This window comes from Rhizobium terricola (genome assembly GCF_012927355.1).
Lineage (GTDB): Bacteria > Pseudomonadota > Alphaproteobacteria > Rhizobiales > Rhizobiaceae > Allorhizobium > Allorhizobium terricola.
In genome coordinates this window covers 263,942-282,670 of sequence record NZ_JABBGK010000002.1, presented here as the reverse complement: position 1 = coordinate 282,670, position 18,729 = coordinate 263,942, and the positions used below count along the sequence as shown (strand labels likewise).

18 protein-coding genes are annotated in these 18,729 nt (G+C 63.9%); 13 read left to right on the top strand and 5 right to left on the bottom strand.

What is annotated here, in order from left to right; genetic code table 11:
* Positions 1–81: 81 nt before the first annotated feature.
* From HHL25_RS11105 to groES, 4 genes are all read right to left on the bottom strand, one after another.
* Complete coding sequence (locus HHL25_RS11105) at positions 82–525, bottom strand: DoxX family protein (protein ID WP_169590323.1); 444 nt, start codon at positions 523–525, stop codon at positions 82–84.
* Between the two features lie 230 nt (positions 526–755).
* On the bottom strand, positions 756–1,202 hold the full coding sequence (locus tag HHL25_RS11100; RefSeq protein WP_169590321.1) for a hypothetical protein: 447 nt from the start codon (positions 1,200–1,202) through the stop codon (positions 756–758).
* A 947-nt stretch (positions 1,203–2,149) separates the two neighbouring features.
* Positions 2,150–3,790, bottom strand: a complete 1,641-nt coding sequence (gene groL, locus HHL25_RS11095) for a chaperonin GroEL (protein ID WP_169590319.1) — start codon at positions 3,788–3,790, stop codon at positions 2,150–2,152.
* A 61-nt stretch (positions 3,791–3,851) separates the two neighbouring features.
* Positions 3,852–4,148, bottom strand: a complete 297-nt coding sequence (groES, locus tag HHL25_RS11090; protein ID WP_112830927.1) for a co-chaperone GroES — start codon at positions 4,146–4,148, stop codon at positions 3,852–3,854.
* 168 nt (positions 4,149–4,316) lie between these two features.
* On the opposite strand from groES, the gene chrA reads away from it, so the two are divergent.
* The 12 genes from chrA (at position 4,317) to HHL25_RS11030 (ending at position 16,262) form a co-directional block, all read left to right on the top strand.
* Positions 4,317–5,699: a chromate efflux transporter gene (gene chrA, locus HHL25_RS11085; RefSeq protein WP_169590317.1), complete on the top strand. Its 1,383-nt coding sequence runs from the start codon at positions 4,317–4,319 to the stop codon at positions 5,697–5,699.
* 95 nt (positions 5,700–5,794) lie between these two features.
* Complete coding sequence (locus HHL25_RS11080) at positions 5,795–6,646, top strand: TIGR01459 family HAD-type hydrolase (RefSeq protein ID WP_169590315.1); 852 nt, start codon at positions 5,795–5,797, stop codon at positions 6,644–6,646.
* Between the two features lie 246 nt (positions 6,647–6,892).
* Positions 6,893–7,873 carry a bifunctional riboflavin kinase/FAD synthetase gene (locus HHL25_RS11075; protein ID WP_169590313.1) on the top strand — a complete coding sequence of 327 codons (981 nt, stop codon included), beginning with the start codon at positions 6,893–6,895 and terminating at the stop codon, positions 7,871–7,873.
* A gap of 145 nt (positions 7,874–8,018) precedes the next feature.
* A complete protein-coding gene (locus HHL25_RS11070) occupies positions 8,019–8,435 on the top strand; it encodes a YeeE/YedE family protein (RefSeq protein WP_169590311.1) in 417 nt (138 codons plus the stop codon).
* Positions 8,436–8,446: 11 nt separating this feature from the next.
* Entirely contained in the window at positions 8,447–8,890 is a 444-nt protein-coding gene (locus HHL25_RS11065; protein WP_169590309.1) for a YeeE/YedE family protein, read from the top strand.
* Between the two features lie 288 nt (positions 8,891–9,178).
* On the top strand, positions 9,179–9,589 hold the full coding sequence (locus HHL25_RS11060; RefSeq protein ID WP_169590307.1) for a hypothetical protein: 411 nt from the start codon (positions 9,179–9,181) through the stop codon (positions 9,587–9,589).
* 11 nt (positions 9,590–9,600) lie between these two features.
* Complete coding sequence (dapA, locus tag HHL25_RS11055; protein ID WP_169590305.1) at positions 9,601–10,515, top strand: 4-hydroxy-tetrahydrodipicolinate synthase; 915 nt, start codon at positions 9,601–9,603, stop codon at positions 10,513–10,515.
* A 38-nt stretch (positions 10,516–10,553) separates the two neighbouring features.
* The gene (locus tag HHL25_RS11050; RefSeq protein ID WP_169589715.1) at positions 10,554–10,841 is read left to right on the top strand and encodes a hypothetical protein; all 288 of its coding nucleotides are present in this window, start codon (positions 10,554–10,556) and stop codon (positions 10,839–10,841) included.
* A gap of 330 nt (positions 10,842–11,171) precedes the next feature.
* Entirely contained in the window at positions 11,172–14,054 is a 2,883-nt protein-coding gene (ileS, locus tag HHL25_RS11045) for an isoleucine--tRNA ligase (RefSeq protein ID WP_169590303.1), read from the top strand.
* 135 nt (positions 14,055–14,189) lie between these two features.
* Positions 14,190–14,819 (top strand): hypothetical protein, encoded by a 630-nt coding sequence (locus tag HHL25_RS11040; protein WP_169590301.1) that lies wholly within the window; start codon positions 14,190–14,192, stop codon positions 14,817–14,819.
* 85 nt (positions 14,820–14,904) lie between these two features.
* Positions 14,905–15,387, top strand: coding sequence for a GNAT family N-acetyltransferase (locus HHL25_RS11035; protein WP_169590299.1), 483 nt, complete (start codon positions 14,905–14,907; stop codon positions 15,385–15,387).
* A gap of 74 nt (positions 15,388–15,461) precedes the next feature.
* Entirely contained in the window at positions 15,462–16,262 is an 801-nt protein-coding gene (locus HHL25_RS11030; RefSeq protein WP_169590297.1) for a GGDEF domain-containing protein, read from the top strand.
* A 33-nt stretch (positions 16,263–16,295) separates the two neighbouring features.
* Here HHL25_RS11030 and HHL25_RS11025 read toward each other — a convergent pair whose 3' ends face one another.
* Positions 16,296–16,745: a nucleoside deaminase gene (locus HHL25_RS11025; RefSeq protein ID WP_169590295.1), complete on the bottom strand. Its 450-nt coding sequence runs from the start codon at positions 16,743–16,745 to the stop codon at positions 16,296–16,298.
* A gap of 70 nt (positions 16,746–16,815) precedes the next feature.
* Between HHL25_RS11025 and HHL25_RS11020 the strand changes: the two genes are divergently transcribed.
* Positions 16,816–18,729 (top strand): pseudouridine synthase, encoded by a 1,914-nt coding sequence (locus HHL25_RS11020; RefSeq protein WP_169590293.1) that lies wholly within the window; start codon positions 16,816–16,818, stop codon positions 18,727–18,729.

Genomic DNA, 18,729 nt, shown 5'->3' with positions numbered 1-18,729 from the left:
TCTAAAATCGAATGAACAGCAAAAAAGCCCGCCGGGGTGACCCCCGGCGGGCTTTCCGTTGCCGTGTGAGGCAGGGATGGCTCAGGCTGCGACGGCTGCACCGCGGCGGGCGTCGAGCGAGTAGGCGCCGGGGCCGAAGGTGGCGAGCAGGATGTAGGCGCCGGCCAGCGTGATGTTCTTCATCATCATGATCTGGTTCAGCACGGTCAGCCAACCGTTGGCGGCAGCCGGGAAATCCGGAACGTTGATGGCCGAGCCGTGGAAGACGACGCCGGTGAACACGCAGAACAGAGCGAGCAGCCAGCCGGTGATCTTGGTCTGGAAGCCGACGAGGACGAAGAGGCCGGCAACCAGCTCGAACAGGCCGGCGAGGTAAGCAAGCGCGGTCGCAGCCGGAAGGCCGGCGCCGGTGATCATGCCGGCGGTACCGGCCGGGTCGATGAGCTTGCCGTAGCCGGAATAGATGAAGATGAACGAGAGGAGGACGCGGGCGATGAGAATGATGGCGTTGTTGCTGCTGGACATGTTCGGCTCCTTGATGCACCGACGGCGGATCGTGGCCGGGTGCCTGTGGTGAATTTCTGGAGCGAGTTGTGCCACTTACGGCTTGTATGCGATAGATGGACAGTCTTTGACTGATCGTTCGACAATAGTGAACGAGATGGAATTGCCGGACCGATCAACCCAACCCTCCATTCCTGTTCGAACGGTGGGATGGGTGATGTTGCCGATACGGGTGGAACCGCAAGGAATGGTCAGGAATAGCTTCGCAGATGCGCGCCGGCCGCCAGCTTGAAGCGGGGGAAGACGAAGATGCCGAGCATGCTGCCCGTGCTCTTCTCTTCAAGGCCGTCAGACTCACCGATGCAGAAAACCGGCTGGCGCTGGCCGGAACCCAGGATGATGGTGGTCGAATAGCAGAAGTTGGACGACGAGGTCGCCGCCTGTTCGAACAGCTCGAGAATGTGGGCGCGGTCGTTCGGCTCGTAGCAGCGCATCATGCTGAGCAGGCCACATTCCGGATTGTCCAACCCGTGCAGCATCGTCGCTCGCTCTCCGAGCTTGATCACGCCGTTCGACAGGTCTCCGACCCAGCCTTCCGACACGCTGAACTGGGACGAGACATAGCTGTCGCCGTCGCCTTCTTCGGGTAGGCCCGAGGCGAAGGATGTATTCAAGTTGGCTCTGGCAATCTTAAACAAGGCAGTCCCCAAGAAAGCCGAATATGCGTTGTTGCGCTCGGACCAGTTTCAGATGCGGGCGCCGTAGGCGTCCGTCATTGCTCCGTCTGTATTCGGTGTTCCGGTCGCCGATGCTCGCTTTAACGCGCGCTCGCCCGACGAAACGCCGAACTGTCACCAACTAATGTGAACGCATGCTGTAGAGTAGGCGCATTCGCGCATAGGTTACAAGCACCCAATCCCCCATTTTACGCCCGGCCCCATGCCGGATTACCGATGGTGGTGCCGCCCCCGCAGCTTGTCACCCCAGCTTCTTGCCTTTGTTGCAGCGATATAAATTTTTCAGGTTGTCCGCAATGCGAATTTTTAGGTCAACCGTCAAATTTTCAGAATTGCCAGTCCACAGCAATAGCCCCTAGCGAACTAGGGATTTCGTTTCTGATAATACGGTGCGCCGTAAAATCGAAGCGCCTCGGATGCATCTATGAATACAGAAAAACTGCGGTTTGACAATTTTTTGTCGAGAATTTTATCAACTTCTTCGCGTCTTGCCGAATTGCGTGGCTTGGCCTGAAGCTTAGGTGTTTCCAGCGGGTTATATAATCTGCAATTTCATTAAGACATGCGAATTTAAGCATAGAAGGATTGTCGCACGTGACGTCCGGTTGCATCAGGTGTTGCTTGCCAAGATCCAGCTGATTCGATGAGAGGTTGGTGTACGGGACGGACTATGCTCGTCAGCCGCTCCGCTTCATCAGGTCGCACCTGTGTCGCCGTGTCAGCCAAGCGCAAAAAAGGGCGGCCCGAAGACCGCCCTTTCCGCAAACTGAACCGGATGGATCAGCGCGATAGGCTGGCGCCTATCACTATCCATGTCCATGCCGCCCGTTCAGCGCGCTTGACGCGCTGAACCACTTGAAGTGCTTGGGCGAAGCTTTATGGCCATGGCTGCGATAGGCTGGCGCCTATCACATCATGTCCATGCCGCCCATGCCGCCCATGCCGCCCGGCATGCCGCCGGCTGCTTCCTTCTTCGGAAGCTCGGCGATCATGGCTTCGGTGGTGATCAGCAGCGATGCGACCGAAGCGGCATCCTGCAGGGCGGTGCGAACGACCTTGACCGGGTCGACGATGCCCATGGCGATCATGTCGCCGAACTCGCCGGTCTGGGCGTTATAGCCCCAGTTGTCCTGATCCTTGTCGAGGATCTTGCCGACGATGATGGAGGCTTCGTCACCAGCATTCTCGGCGATCTGGCGGCAAGGAGCCTGCAGCGCGCGACGGATGATGTTGATGCCGGCTTCCTGGTCGTCGTTGACGCCCTTGACCGAGATCTTGACGGACGAGCGCAGCAGAGCCGTGCCGCCGCCCGGGACGATACCTTCCTGAACGGCTGCGCGGGTTGCGTTCAGCGCGTCGTCGATACGGTCCTTCTTTTCCTTGACTTCGACTTCCGTCGAGCCGCCAACGCGGATCACGGCAACGCCGCCAGCGAGCTTGGCAAGACGTTCCTGCAGCTTTTCGCGGTCGTAGTCGGAGGTGGTTTCTTCGATCTGGGCCTTGATCTGTGCGACGCGGCCTTCGATGTCGGACTTCTGGCCAGCACCATCAACGATGGTGGTGTTTTCCTTCGAGATCGAAACCTTCTTGGCGCGGCCGAGCATGTCGAGCGTGACGGTTTCGAGCTTGATGCCGAGGTCTTCGGAGATGACGGTGCCGCCGGTCAGGATGGCGATGTCTTCCAGCATGGCCTTGCGGCGATCGCCGAAGCCCGGAGCCTTGACGGCAGCGATCTTCAGGCCGCCACGCAGCTTGTTGACGACGAGCGTTGCAAGGGCTTCGCCTTCGACGTCTTCAGCGATGATGAGGAGCGGCTTGCCGGTCTGAACGACGGCTTCGAGCACCGGCAGCATGGCCTGGAGGTTCGAGAGCTTCTTCTCGTGGAGCAGGATGAAGGCGTCTTCGAGGTCGGCGATCATCTTTTCCGGGTTGGTCACGAAGTAGGGCGACAGATAGCCGCGGTCGAACTGCATGCCTTCGACGACTTCGAGTTCGGTTTCGGCGGTCTTGGCTTCTTCAACCGTGATGACGCCTTCGTTGCCGACCTTCTGCATGGCTTCGGCAATGTCGAGGCCGATCTGCTTCTCGCCGTTCGCCGAGATCGTGCCGACCTGGGCAACTTCTTCCGACGTGTTGATCTTCTTGGCCTTGGCCTGGAGATCCTTGACGACTTCTGCAACGGCGAGGTCGATGCCGCGCTTCAGGTCCATCGGGTTCATGCCGGCTGCAACAGCCTTGGCGCCTTCGCGAACGATGGCCTGGGCGAGAACCGTTGCGGTCGTCGTGCCGTCGCCGGCGATGTCGTTGGTCTTCGAAGCGACTTCGCGGACCATCTGGGCGCCCATGTTTTCGAACTTGTCTTCAAGTTCGATTTCCTTGGCGACCGAAACGCCGTCCTTGGTGATGCGCGGAGCGCCGAACGACTTGTCGATGATGACGTTACGGCCCTTCGGACCGAGGGTGACCTTCACTGCGTCAGCGAGGATATCGACGCCGCGCAGCATCTTTTCGCGCGCGGTACGGCCGAATTTGATTTCTTTAGCTGCCATTTTCAAAACTCCCGGGTTTCAGCCCAATGGTGATTTTGTTGAGGTGGGAAAGGATCGGCAATCAGCCGATGATGCCCATGATGTCGGCTTCCTTCATGATCAGAAGGTCTACGCCGTCGAGCTTGACTTCGGTGCCGGACCACTTGCCGAACAGCACGCGGTCGCCGACCTTGACGTCGAGAGCAACAACCTTGCCGTGGTCGTCGCGAGCACCCGGACCAACGGCGACGACTTCGCCTTCAGCCGGCTTTTCCTTTGCGGTGTCGGGAATGATGATGCCGCCCTTGGTCTTTTCTTCGGACTCAACGCGCTTGACTACAACGCGGTCGTGAAGCGGGCGGAAAGATGTGCTTGCCATTGTCTAATCCCTCGATCAAATGACATTCGCGGGTCGCGGTGGACCCGCATGGATACTGTTAGCACTCCCTGTCGGCGAGTGCTAGCGGGGTTGAGATAAGGACGGGTCCCGGATGAGTCAAGCGCGGCCTGTCGAAAATATTTCATCGACCATTGTTAACACCGCCGCATGACAGATCGTATGACGACGACGTTGCAGGACCCGCCGCAATCGGCTGCCTTTTCCGACATGTTCCGGGCCTTCCTGCGCATCGGCTTGATGAGCTTCGGCGGTCCGGCCGCTCAGATCGCCCTGATGCACCGCATCTGCGTCGAAGAGCGGCGGTGGGTGTCCGAGGACCGGTTCCTGCACGCCTTGAATTTCTGCATGCTCTTGCCCGGACCCGAGGCACAGCAGCTTGCCACCTATATTGGCTGGCTGACGCACGGCGTTCGGGGCGGCCTGGTTGCCGGCCTGCTTTTCGTCCTTCCCGGGCTCGCCGTCATTCTCGGCCTGTCGACGCTCTATGCCTACTATCATGACGTCGGCTGGGTCGCCGGCCTGTTTTTCGGCCTCAAGGCCGCGATCCTCGCGATCGTCGTCGAGGCCGTCGTGCGGATCGGGCGCCGTGCGCTAAAGACGGGCTTCCATCGCCTCGTTGCCCTTGTGGCGTTCCTGGCCCTCTTCGCCTTCGCTCTGCCCTTTCCGCTCGTCGTGTTGTTCGCCGGGCTCGCGGGTCTCGTCGAAGCGCGTGCCGTCACCCGCGATGCGCCGCCGCATGTCTTGGAAACGCGCGGCGTGGGTGCTGCCGCCGTCAGCCGGCCGGGGCGCTCGCTCGCCACGCTGGCCTTCTGGCTCCTCGTCTGGCAGGCGCCGCTTCTTGCTCTCTGGCTGTTCGCCGGTGACAGCGGTCTTGCCGAGATCTTCGCCTTCTTTTCCCGCATGGCGCTCGTCACCTTCGGCGGAGCCTATGCCGTTCTCTCCTATGTCGCGCAGGTGGCGGTCGACCAGTATCACTGGCTGAGACCCGGCGAAATGCTCGACGGCCTTGCGCTGGCCGAAACGACGCCCGGCCCGCTCGTCTTGGTGCTGTCCTATGTCGGCTTCCTCGCGGGCTTTCGCGATGCCGGCGGCCTGCCGCCTTTCTTGGGCGGCCTCCTCGGCGGTCTGCTCGCTGCCTGGGCAACCTTCGTCCCGAGTTTCGTCTGGATCTTTGCCGGCGCGCCCTATGTCGAGCGGCTGCGCGGCAATCGCTGGGTGACGGCAGCCCTTTCGGCGATCACCGCCGCCGTCGTCGGCGTGATCCTCAACCTCGCCGTCTGGTTTGCCCTGCACGTCCTGTTCACGACGGTCAACCGCTGGGTCATCTGGCCGTCTCCGGCCGGTGCGGGAGACGGTGAGGCGGCCGGGTTCTCGGTTTCGCTGCCGCTGCCGGAGCTCGCCACGCTCGACGGCGCAGCCCTCGTCCTTGCCGGGTTCTCGGCCGCGATGATCTTCGGCCTGCGGCAGGGAATGGGACGGACCCTCGTCGTCGCGGCCGGCCTCGGACTTGCCTGGCGTCTCATGGCGTGATGCCGCTGGCTTGCGGCTATTTTCCGCAAAAGCCCTTGCCTTCCCGACGTTCCTTTGCGATGTCAGCCTTGCATTTTTTCAGTCAGGAACAGCGCATGGCCGACCGCATTTCCACCTTGAGCGACGTCACCGAACGTTACGACGTCATCCTGTGCGACGTCTGGGGCGTCCTGCACAACGGGGTCGATGCCTTTCCCGCCGCATCCGAGGCGCTGACCGCCGCCCGCGCCGCCGGCGTAACGGTCGTCCTGATCACCAATTCGCCGCGCCGGTCTGAGGACGTCATCAACCAGCTGCGGATGATCGGCGTCGCCGATACCGCCTATGACCGTATCGTCACCTCCGGCGACGTCACCCGCACGCTGATTGCGGCCGGCCCGAAGCGTATCTTCTTCCTCGGTCCGGATCGCGATCTCAACCTGCTGGAAGGCCTCGGCGTGACGGCCGTCGCGCCCGACGACGCCGAGGCGATCGTCTGCACCGGCTTCTTCGACGACGAGACGGAGACGCCCGAGGACTATCACGACGTGCTTGTGGCCTTCGCGGCCCGCAAGGCGCCGCTCATCTGCGCCAATCCGGACCTGATCGTCGAGCGCGGCCACCGCATGATCCCCTGCGCGGGCGCGGTTGCCGCCTATTACGAACAGCTTGGCGGCTCGACCCGCATCGCCGGCAAGCCGCACCGCCCGATCTATGAAGCGTCACTTGGCGCAGCACGCGAGGAGCGCAAGGGCGAGGTCGCCAGGGATCGCATCCTTGCGATCGGCGACGGCATGCCGACCGACGTGCGCGGCGCCCTCGACGCAGGCCTCGACCTTCTCTACATCTCCGGCGGCATCCATGCCGCCGAATACACCGTCAACGGCAAGCCGGACGAAGCGATCCTCAACGCCTGGCTGAAGCGCGAGAATGCCGCGCCGAGCTATTGGATGCAGAGGCTCGCCTGACACGAGGGCCGACCAGATGAACTTGCTGCAATTCACCCCCCTCTGCCCTGCCGGGCATCTCCCCCTCAAGGGGGGAGATTGGCAAGACGCGCGGCTGGCATTCCCTGGTGTGATTTCCCTTGGACTGTATCGGGACCGGGCGGGGCATGACCCCGGATCGATCTCCCCCCTTGAGGGGGAGATGGCCGGCAGGCCAGAGGGGGGTACCCGGATGTTTCTCGGTCTACCGTCTCGTGGAGGCAGATCATGACGGTTTTTCATCGAAACGAGAAGAAGAACCCGCTGCCGGAGAAGCTGAAAGGCGGCGTGATCGCGATCGGCAACTTCGATGGCGTGCATCGCGGTCACCAGACCGTGCTGACCCGGGCGCTCGAGCTGTCGCAGAGCCGCGGCGTGCCGGCCCTCGTCCTGACCTTCGAGCCGCATCCGCGCAGCGTCTTCAATCCCGACAAACCGGTCTTCCGGCTGACCCCGGCACCGCTGCGAGCGAGCCTGCTCGAGGCCATGGGTTTCCACTCGGTGATCGAATATCCTTTCGACCGCGAATTTTCCGGCCGCTCCGCCGAGGATTTCGTCCGCTCGATCCTCGTTGAATGGCTCGGCGCGACCGAGGTCGTGACCGGCTTCGACTTCCATTTCGGCAAGGGACGTGAGGGCGGACCGGCCTTTCTCATGGACGCCGGGCAAAGGAACGGCTTCGGGGTCACACTGGTCGACGCCTTCCGCGACGAGGGCGCCGAGGTGGTGTCGTCGAGCCGCATTCGCCGCCTGCTGTCCGAGGGGAATGTCGCCGAGGCCGCAGGTCTGCTCGGCTATCGCTTCACCGTCGAGGCGGAGGTCATCAAGGGCCAGCAGCTCGGCCGCACTCTGGGCTATCCGACCGCCAACATGGCGCTTGCGCCGGAAGTCGAGCTGAAGCCCGGCATTTATGCCGTCCGTCTTCGGCGCACCGATGGTCGTCTCTACGACGGCGTTGCGAGCTTCGGCTATCGGCCCACGGTCACCGAGAACGGCGCGGCCCTGCTCGAAACCTATGTCTTCGATTTCGAAGGCAATCTCTACGGCGAGAACTGCCGGGTGTCCTTCTTCGGTCACCTGCGCGACGAACTGAAATTCGCCGGCCTCGAGCCGCTGGTCGCGCAGATCCGCAAGGACGAGGAGGAGGCGAGGGGGCTTCTCTCCGGTGTACGCCCGCTCGGCGAACTGGACGCGAAGATCGCCTTCTGATGTCGGGCGCCGTTCGTGCGGCAAAACATTTCCGATCGGACGCTACAAATATAAATATATACCTATGTAATTCGGACTGCCGCGCATAGATTGCCGCCGTCGGCACAGGCCGGCCTTCGTTATCGATCCCGGACCATCTTCCTTCATGACTGAATTCACGCCACTGCTGTCCTTCACCGGCGGCCTTCTCATCGGCCTTGCGGCCGTTCTCCTGATGCTCTCCTGGGGACGCATCGCCGGCATGTCGGCGATCGTCATCGGCGTCTTCCCGCCGCTCAGTGCCGACTGGGCCTGGCGTGCCGCCTTTCTCGTCGGCGCGATCGGAATGCCGGCATTGCTCCAGCTTTTCGGCTACGGCGCCGCTTTCTCCGCGCCGGTCTCGCTCGGTGCGCTCGTCGTCGGCGGCCTTGTTACCGGCCTCGGCGTGACTTTCGGCTCGGGGTGCACTTCGGGCCACGGCGTCTGCGGCATGGCGCGCCTGTCGCCCCGTTCGATCGCCGCGACCGCGAGCTTCATGGCCTCCGGCTTTGCCACCGTCTTCCTGATGCGCCACGTGTTCTGAGGGAGCGTCCGATGAAATATCTCGTTGCAGTGGCGATCGGCGCCATCTTCGGCCTCGGCATCGTGCTCTCCGGCATGGCGGATCCGGCCAAGGTCATGAATTTCTTCGACCTCGCCGGCTCCTGGGATCCGAGTCTGGCCTTCGTGATGGCGGGTGCTCTCCTGGTTACCGGACCGGGCTACGTGCTGGTCCAGCGCCGCCGCAAGGCACCGGTCTTCGACGACGGTTTCCACATCCCGGCCAAGGGCCGCATCGACGCCCGCCTGGTCGGCGGCTCGCTGCTCTTCGGCGTCGGCTGGGGTATTGCCGGCTTCTGCCCGGGCGGCTCCGTGCCGGCGCTCGGCCTCGGTCATCGCGAGGCCTTCGTGTTCTTCGCCGCCCTGGTCGTCGGCATGCTCGTCGCGCGCCGGCTGCTGCGCATGAATGTCTTCAGCTTGTCGGTCCGGCCCGCCTGATCATTTGCCACTGCCTCTTCACCGGGGGCAGGCTCCGCGTGCCATCGACCTGCATGTTAGCCGGACAAGGGAACCGTATGAAATCCTGATGTCCGCGGGCCGTCTTCGGCATCGATACCTGATCTGAGCCCGCCTAAGTTCATTCTTGTCTTCAACAAGGTGGACGAAAACGACTTTGCAGCAGCTCCGGCCTGTACATCCTTGTCGTCATGCCCGGTGCCGCTCCGCTCAGGCGCAGCGGTTTCAAGTCTGCAATGTCCCTTCGTCCTTCCGAAAGGGATGAAACTCATGCAAACCACCATCTTTTGCGATGGCGCCCCGCTGTCGTTGAGCGCGCGCGCCGACCTCCTGTCGGATCGCCTCGCGGAGCTTCCAAGGGCATCCGAGCATCATATCTGGGAAGCCTTCAACGTCCTGGATAGCCTTGCTGCCTGCCGTCAGAATCCAGTGGACCGTCGGCTATTTCGAGCAAAAATGGACGCGCTCGCTTACTTCGATGCGCTGCTGTTTCTCGTCGGCCGCTGCAATCCGCCTCTCGAACTGGCCGATCTGTCGTTCTCCGCCGAGGTCTGGTTCTGCCGGCTTGGCGCGCGCTCACCGGATCCTGCGGCTGGCGGTGCATCCACCCATCGCGATCGCAATGCCGCGGTATTGCTGGCCCTGATTGCGGCCTCGCGCCACGCGGCAGGATCCAGGTGAGGTTCGGTCCGATGTTTAACCCAGCAAACCTGCCCGATGGGCTCTACACGGAACTCGTCACGCCGTTTCGCGGAGGTGCCCTCGACCGCGTCGGATTGATGAGCCTGATCGAATGGCAGATACGTGGTGGTGTGGCCGGTATCTGCGTTTGCGGAGCAGCCGGAGAAACCTCGACCCTCACCCACGAAGAGCGAATGGATGTAATCCGGATCGCCGTCGAGGTTGCCGGCAGCGAAGTTCCCGTCCTCGTCGTCACCGGGACGAATTGCACGCGCACCACTGTCGAATTCACGCAGGAGGCGTGCGCACTCGGCGCCCGTGCCGCCGTGATCGTTGCGCCCTACTACTCCAAGCCGACCCAGGAAGGTGTGCTGCGCCATTTTCAGGTGATCAGCGAAGCCGTCGACATTCCGCTGGTGATCGCCAACGCACCGCTGCGCACGGCGATAGACGTCGGCCAAGGTCTGGTCGAACGGCTTTCCGGCCTGCCGAACGTCGTCGGCTTGATCGACTACACCGGTGACCTTGCGCGGCGCGGAACTTTCCCCGTCGCCTGCGGCAGGAGCCCACGGCACTATTCCGGCCATGAACTGACCGCATTGCCGTTCTGCCTCCTCGGCGGGCGCGGGGCCTTCTCCGTGGCCGCCAATGTGGCACCACGCCTGCTCACCTCGATGTTTCACGCCCAGCAGAGCGGCAACATCCCGGCGGCGTTGGAACTGAACCGAAGGCTTCTGCCGCTGGTGCAGGCGCTTGAGCAGGAACATTCCGTCGCTGCCGCCAAGCTGGCTCTGTCGTGTCTTCTCGGCCTGAGCCCCGAGGTACGCCTGCCGCTGACGCCGGTGGAGCCGTCGACGGAAGAGGCCATACGCGGTGCGCTCGCCCTTCTTGGCGACCATCGCCGGACCCGGGCAGCCAGAGCGTAATCGGATTGCAGTCCCAGATGAAGAGGAAACACGAAACCATGAACGCTCAAACCGCACCTGTCGACCCTGCCGGGGGCGCGACCCGTTTTACTGTCGGGCGTGATCGTCACGGATGGTGGGTCGTACACGACGCCGCCGGGCTGGTGGGTGGGATCTTCGCGAACGAAGAAGCGGCGATCCATTTCGCGAGAGGGGAATGCGGGAACGGCACCGGCAGGGTACGGCGCGCAGGACATCGCGAGATCGTCGAGCTCGAAGGCCTTACCGGTGGCCGCCTGCCGGCCAGGACCGTACCGGTGCGCCGATGCTCTCCCGCGGCGCGATGATGGCGTAGGCCGGTCTCTGCGGCGCGGAACGATCAGCTTGTAGCGTTCGGCGCTATCGCGGCGCGGCCGGCCGTTTCGCGTCGGCCGCCGGATGGAGCCGCATAAACCTGTGCGGCCCCCTTCCTTTTCGCGGTAAAAACCCTTAAACAACCGCCACAATGACCAGGGTTCGGCTGACCATATCCCTTCGAATTATTGGCCCGGCCTTCCGCGCGCTTTGAGAGCTGCCGGAGGGTCCGGGTTTTCGGCGTTCTTCGCGACGCTCTCCGTCACCACGAATTCCAAGACAAATACGCGACCGCCTCCCGGTCGCCCTTCGATGGCAAGATCATGACCGACACCACTGAAAAAGTTGACTACTCGTCCACCCTCTACCTGCCCCAGACCGAATTCCCGATGCGCGCCGGACTGCCGCAGAAGGAACCAGAGATGGTCAAGCGCTGGCAGGAAATGGGTCTCTACAAGAAGTTGCGCGCTTCTGCCGCCGGCCGGGAAAAATTCGTCCTGCACGACGGCCCGCCCTATGCCAACGGCAACATCCACATCGGCCACGCGCTGAACAAGATCCTCAAGGACGTCATCACCCGCTCGTTCCAGATGCGCGGCTACGACTCCAACTACGTTCCCGGCTGGGACTGCCACGGCCTGCCGATCGAGTGGAAGATCGAGGAAAAGTACCGCGAGAAGGGCAAGAACAAGGACGAGGTTCCGGTCAACGAATTCCGCCAGGAATGCCGCGACTTCGCCGCCGGTTGGATCAAGATCCAGTCGGAGGAGTTCAAGCGTCTCGGCATCGAGGGTGACTTCGACAATCCCTACACCACGATGAACTTCCACGCCGAAAGCCGCATCGCCGGCGAGCTTCTGAAGATCGCCATGAGCGGCCAGCTCTATCGCGGCTCGAAGCCGGTCATGTGGTCGGTCGTCGAGCGCACCGCGCTGGCCGAAGCCGAAGTGGAATATGCCGACGTCGAGAGCGACACGATCTGGGTGAAGTTCCCGATCGTCGAGGGCCCCGCCGACCTCAAGGGCAACTTCGTCGTCATCTGGACGACTACCCCCTGGACCATCCCGGGCAACCGCGCGATCGCGTTCTCCTCGCGTTACCCCTACGGCCTGTTTGAGGTTGAAAGTGCTACGAACGACTTCGGTCCGCAGCCCGGTGAAAAGCTGATCTTCGCGACCCGCCTTGCCGACGATGCGGCCGCCAAGGCCAAGGTGACGCTGAAGCTCGTGCGCGACATCGCGCCTGAAGAGCTCGCAGCCCTCACCTGCGCCCACCCGCTGGTCGACCTCGGCTACGACTTTGCCGTTCCGCTTCTCGATGGCGACCATGTCACCGACGACGCCGGTACCGGTTTCGTCCACACCGCGCCCAGCCACGGCCGCGAGGACTTTGACGCCTGGACGCACCACGCCCGTGACCTCGAGGCGCGCGGCATCTCGTCGAAGATCCCGTTCCCGGTCGACGATGCCGGCTTCTACACCGCCGATGCCCCCGGTTTCGACGGCGCCCGCGTCATGGACGACAACGGCAAGAAGGGCGATGCCAACGATCGCGTCATCAAGGCGCTGATCGCTGCCGAGCGCCTCTTTGCCCGCGGCCGCCTGAAGCATTCCTATCCGCATTCCTGGCGCTCCAAGAAGCCGGTCATCTTCCGCAACACGCCGCAGTGGTTCGTCTACATGGACAAGGACCTGGCCGACGGAACGACCCTGCGTTCACGCGCGCTGAAGGCGATCGACGACACCCGTTTCGTTCCCGCCGCCGGCCAGAACCGCCTGCGCGCCATGATCGAGACGCGTCCCGACTGGGTCCTCTCGCGCCAGCGCGCCTGGGGCGTTCCGATCTGCGTCTTCGTCGATGAAAACGGCGAAGTGCTGCAGGACGATGCCGTCAATGCCCGCATCCTCGAAGCCTTCGAGGCCGAGGGCGCCGATGCGTGGTTCGCCGAAGGCGCCCGCGAGCGCTTCCTCGGCAACCGCGCCGGTGAGGGCTGGACGCAGGTCCGCGACATTCTCGACGTCTGGTTCGACTCGGGCTCCACCCACACCTTCACGCTGGAGGACCGCCCGGACCTCAAATGGCCGGCCGACGTCTATCTGGAAGGCTCCGACCAGCATCGGGGCTGGTTCCATTCGTCGCTGCTCGAAAGTGCCGCGACCCGTGGCCGCGCGCCCTACAACGCCGTCATCACCCATGGCTTCACCATGGACGAGAAGGGCGAGAAGATGTCGAAGTCCAAGGGCAACGTCGTGGCCCCCCAGGACGTCATGAAGGAATCGGGCGCCGACATCCTGCGTCTCTGGGTCATGACCACCGACTATTGGGAAGACCAGCGCCTCGGCAAGACGATCATCCAGACCAACATCGACGCCTATCGCAAGCTGCGCAACACCATCCGCTGGATGCTCGGCACGCTGGCGCACGACATGGGCGAGGAAATCGCGATCGCCGACATGCCGGAACTGGAGCAGCTGATGCTGCACCGCCTGGCGGAACTCGACAAGCTGGTGCGCGAAGGCTACGACGCCTTCGACTTCAAGAAGATCGCCCGTGCGCTCATCGACTTCTCCAACGTCGAGCTCTCGGCCTTCTACTTCGACGTTCGCAAGGACGCGCTCTACTGCGACGCCCCGTCGTCGCTGCGCCGTCGTTCGGCGCTTGCGGTCATCCGCAAGCTGTTCGATTGCCTCGTCACTTGGCTTGCACCCATGCTGCCCTTCACCACCGAAGAAGCGTGGCTCTCGCGCAATCCACAGGCTGTTTCGGTTCATCTCGAACAGTTCCCGACGGTCCCGGCCGAATGGCTGAATCCGGCGCTGGAAGCGAAGTGGGACAAGATCCGTCAGGTTCGCACCGTCGTCACCGGCGCTCTCGAAATCGAGCGCCGCGAAAAGCGCATCGGTTCGTCGCTGGAAGCGGCCCCGGTCGTGCACGTTGCCGACCCGGACCTGTTCAAGGCGCTGGAAGACCAGGATTTCGCGGAGATCTGCATCACCTCGGCGGTCTCGGTCGTCGCGGACGAAGGCCCGGCGGATGCCTTCCGCCTGGCCGAAGTCGCCAAGGTTTCGGTCGAGCCGAAGCTGGCCGAGGGCACGAAATGCGCCCGCTCCTGGAAGATCACGCCGGACGTCGGTTCCGATCCGGACTACCCGGATGTGTCCGCACGCGACGCGGCGGCACTGCGGGAACTGGCTGCCCGCCATTAATGAAATGTTACCGGATGATTTGCTCTTTGGCGTGTCATCCGGTAAATGTGCCTGAAAATGGCCGGAATCTTCGCTCAGGCGAGTATCGAAGACAGTCGGCGGAAGCATAAACAGCGGCGAGGCTCGTAGGCATTCATGAAATCGGCAGATCTGTTCAGAGTTGGTGTCGGGATGACCGGCCTGCTTGTCGCTTGCTCCATGTTGGCCGGCTGCGTCGGCAGCCCGACCTACGGCACCGACAAGACGGCCATGGAGCAGCTGGTCGATGACGTCGGCTCCGCCGTTTCCCTCGGCTCCGATCCGAACAAGAACAAGGGCACGAAGTACAATCCGCGCCCGGCACTGGTGATGCCGCCGGAATCGGCCAAGGCCAGCCTGGCTGCCCCGCAGCAGTCGCTCGCCGGCAAGGACAATCCGGAGTGGCTCGAGACGCCGGAAGAGGCCCGCGAACGTCTGGTCGCCGAGGCCGACGCCAATGCCAACAATCCGCGCTACCGTTCGCCGCTGCTCGCCGGTTACGGCACCAACGGCACCATGACCGAGAGCCAGAAGTGGCAGGCCTTCCGCGAGGCACGCCAGCTGCAGAAGGGCGCGTACCTCGACCAGCGCCGCTTCCTCTCCGACCCGCCGACCGAATATCGCCAGGCGGACGAGACGGCTCTGACCGATCTGGGCGAACCGGAAGCCAAGAAAGAAAAGCGCCGCAAGAAGCTGGCCAAGGCTGCCAACCAGCAGAACAATCAGTGGTGGATGCCTTTCCAGTAAGTCTGGCGGCTGCATCGCATTCGAACGGACAGGGCAGGGCGGAAACGGCCTGCCCTTTTTCATGGCCTGACACCTGGGGAACCCGATGAACTTCACCATCCGCGACGCCACGCCCGACGATGCCGGCACCATCCTGCGCTTCATCACCGAACTCGCCGTCTTCGAAAATGCCGGCCACGAGGTCGAGGCGACGGAAGAGAGCCTGAAGGCATCCCTGTTCGGCCCCGGTTCCGTCACGGGCGCGGCCATCATCGAGGCGGATGGCCTACCCGCCGGCTTTGCCGTCTGGTTCTTCAACTATTCCACCTGGCAGGCGAAGAACGGTCTCTATCTCGAGGATCTCTACATTTCGCCCGATTACCGGGGCTCGGGCGCCGGCAAGCGCATGCTGCGTCATCTGGCGAAGATTGCCGTCGACAAGGGGTGCGGCCGGTTTGAGTGGAGCGTCCTCGACTGGAACGAACCGGCGATCCGCGTCTATGACGCCATCGGCGGAGAGCCCCAGAATGAATGGATCCGCTATCGCCTTGCCGGCGACCGCCTGAAGGCCTTTGCCGAAGGCGCCTGACCGGCGTTCCTTCCCGGGAGAGTTTTTTCGAGCGGTATCATGTTGCGTTAACCCGTCGGGCATAGCGTGCGCGCATGCGTGCCATCAGCCGGAAAACAATCGTCAAATCAGCGGTCACGACGCTCGCGTCGGTGCTCGCTTCCGTCTCTATCGTTCTTCTGGTGGTTCCGCTGCTGGGCGGCCATCCGGACGGTCCCGGTTTCTGGATGAGCGTGTTCTGCCCGCTGGTCATCGCCGGGCCGGCAAGCCTGTGGCAGTTTCACCAGACGGATGTGATCGAGCGGCAGCGCGACGAACTCGCCCATATGCATGTCGCATTGGAGGACATGCATATCGAGCTTCGACGTCTGCATGACGATCTTCGCTGGCGGGCCCGGCGCGATGCTCTGACCGGCGGATTGAACCGCGAGGCGCTCTTTGCCGCTCTCGACGACCTGGCCGGACGTGACCCTGGGCCGGTGGCACTGCTGATCGCCGACGCCGATCACTTCAAGCGCATCAACGATACCTTTGGCCATCTGGTCGGCGACGAGGCCCTGCGCCGCATTGCCGCGACGATCGATGCAACATTGGGGCCTGACGATCTGTGGGGCCGCATCGGCGGAGAGGAGTTCGTCATCTTCCTCGCCAAGGCCGATCCGGAGCAGGCCCGCCGGATTGCGGGCAGCATTCGCCGCGCCGTCGCAGACGTGGAGCTCCAGGCAGACGGACGCCGCGTGCCGCTGAGCGTGAGCATCGGCGCCGCTTCGACGACCGGTGTCTTCGACCCGATCGATCTTTTCCGTCAGGCCGACCAGCACCTCTACGGCGCCAAGGACGGGGGCCGCAACCGTGTCGTCATCGACGGACGCGAGATCGACCCGGTCACCGCCTGACACGAGCCGCGCGTAGACAATCGGCCGCCAGTCCTACCGCCGGCTCTGGAAGAAACGCTTCAGGAGGTCCGCGGACGACGTCTCGCCGATCCCCGCATAGACCTCGGGCGCATGGTGGCAGGTCGGCTGCGCATAGAAGCGCACGCCGTTGTCGACCCCGCCGCCCTTCGGATCCTCCGCGCCGTAATAGAGCCGGCGGATCCGGGCAAAGGAGATCGCCGCGGCGCACATGGTGCAAGGCTCAAGCGTGACGTAGAGGTCGGCGCCCGTCAGCCGCTCGTCACCGATCGCCGCCGCGGCCCGGCGGATCGCGAGGATCTCGGCATGGGCGGTGATGTCGTTCAGCGCCCGTGTTTCATTGCCGGCGCGCGCCACGATCGCGCCGTCCGAGACGACGACCGCGCCGATTGGCACCTCGCCGCGCTCTCCGGCTGCCCGTGCCTCATCCAGTGCGGCAGCCATGAAACCGTTCGTCTGCGCCACTTCCACAACTTTCCTCTTAACCAAGCGGTCTTGACCTGATAGGACAGCCCAAACCACAGGCAAACAGCAAATGACATTCAAAGACAAGTCCAGACGCCCCGGACCGAAGACGTCCGACCGCGGCGGCAAGCCGTTCACCCGCAAGCCGAGCGCGGAATCCGACAAGCCCGCGCGCAAGCCGGCCAGGGTCGAGGCCACGATCGCCGCCGATGAAACCAAGCCCGAGCGCATCTCCAAGCTGCTCGCGCGCGCGGGCGTTGCCTCGCGTCGCGACGTCGAGCGCATGATCATGGAAGGTCGCGTCACCCTGAACGGCAAGGTGCTCGATACTCCGGTCGTCAATGCGACGCTCTCCGACACGATCGAGGTCGACGGCGCGGCGATCCGCGGCATCGAGCGCACCCGCCTCTGGCTCTATCACAAGCCTGCCGGCCTGGTGACCACCAACTCCGATCCAGAAGGCCGTCCGACCGTTTTCGACAACCTGCCGGAAGAACTTCCCCGGGTCATGTCGATCGGCCGCCTCGACATCAACACCGAAGGTCTGCTGCTGCTGACCAATGACGGTGGCCTGGCGCGCGTGCTCGAATTGCCGACCACAGGCTGGCTGCGTCGCTACCGCGTTCGCGCCCATGGCGAGATCGACCAGGCGGCACTCGACAAGCTGAAGGACGGCATTGCCGTCGACGGCGTGCTCTACGGTTCCATCGACGCGACGCTCGACCGCACCCAGGGCCACAATGCGTGGATCACGATGGGCCTGCGTGAAGGCAAGAACCGCGAGATCAAGAACGTGCTCGGCGCGCTGGGTCTCGAGGTCAATCGGCTGATCCGCATCTCCTACGGTCCGTTCCAGCTCGGCGACCTGCCGGAGGGCAAGGTCATCGAGGTGCGCGGCCGCATGCTGCGAGACCAGCTGGGGCCCCGCCTGATCGAGGATGCCAAGGCCAATTTCGATGCGCCGATCTACAGCGCCGGCCCGGTCGGCGACGAGGATGATGCCGCCCCCGCCAAGGTGCCGGCAAAGGCCGAGCGTTCGAAGTGGGCCAAGCCCGAGGACCGCCGCGAACAGGCTCTCGGTCGTCTCGACACGAAGCGCGACGGCGACCGTGATGGCCGCAAGGGTTCCTTCGGTGGCAAGCGCGACGATCGCGGCGGAGACGATCGTCGTGGTGGTTACGGCGACAGCCCAGACAAGCCGAAGCGCCGCACGCCGGGCTCGACCCGGACCGCGAATGTCTGGATGGCGCCCGGCGCCCGCCCTGTCTCCGAGAAGAAGGCCGCCGAGGCGGAAGCTGCCGAGAAGCGTGCAGCTCGCGCCCGTCCCGACGGCGGTGCCGACAAGCGCTACGGCCGCACGAAGGATGGCAAGCCGACCAAGTCGCTCAACCGTTTCGACCCGGACCGCAAGGGTGGCAAGCCGGAATACGGTCGTCCGGATCCGGGCCCCCGCGTACAGGTCAGCCGTACCCGGGACGAAGAGGGCGAATGGATCCGCGCCGAACAGCCGGCCCGTCGCAAGGACGATGAAGGTTTCGGCGGCCGGCGCAGCTTCGGCGATCGTCCGGAACGCGGCGATCGTGGTGACCGTGGTGACCGTCCGGCCCGTGGTGGCGATCGCCCTCGTGGCGAACGCGCCTTCGGCGACCGTCCCCGTGATGACCGTCCCCGCGATGATCGTCCCCGTGAGGACCGCCCGCGCGGTGACCGGCCTTTCGGCGACAAGCCGCGCGGTCCCCGCTCCGAGGGCCGTCCGGGCGGTGACCGTCCGTTCGGCGACAGGCCCCGCGGTCCGCGCAGCGCCGACAGCCGCCCCACCGGAGATCGCGCCTTCGGTGACAAGCCGCGGGGCGCAAAGCCCTTCGGCGGCAAGCCGGGCGGAAAGCCGGGTGGCGCGAAGTCCTTTTCCGGCAAGCCCGGCGGCGGACGTCCCGGTGGCGGCAAGCCTTCCGGCGGCCGCGGTCCTGCCAAGGGCAAGAGGTAA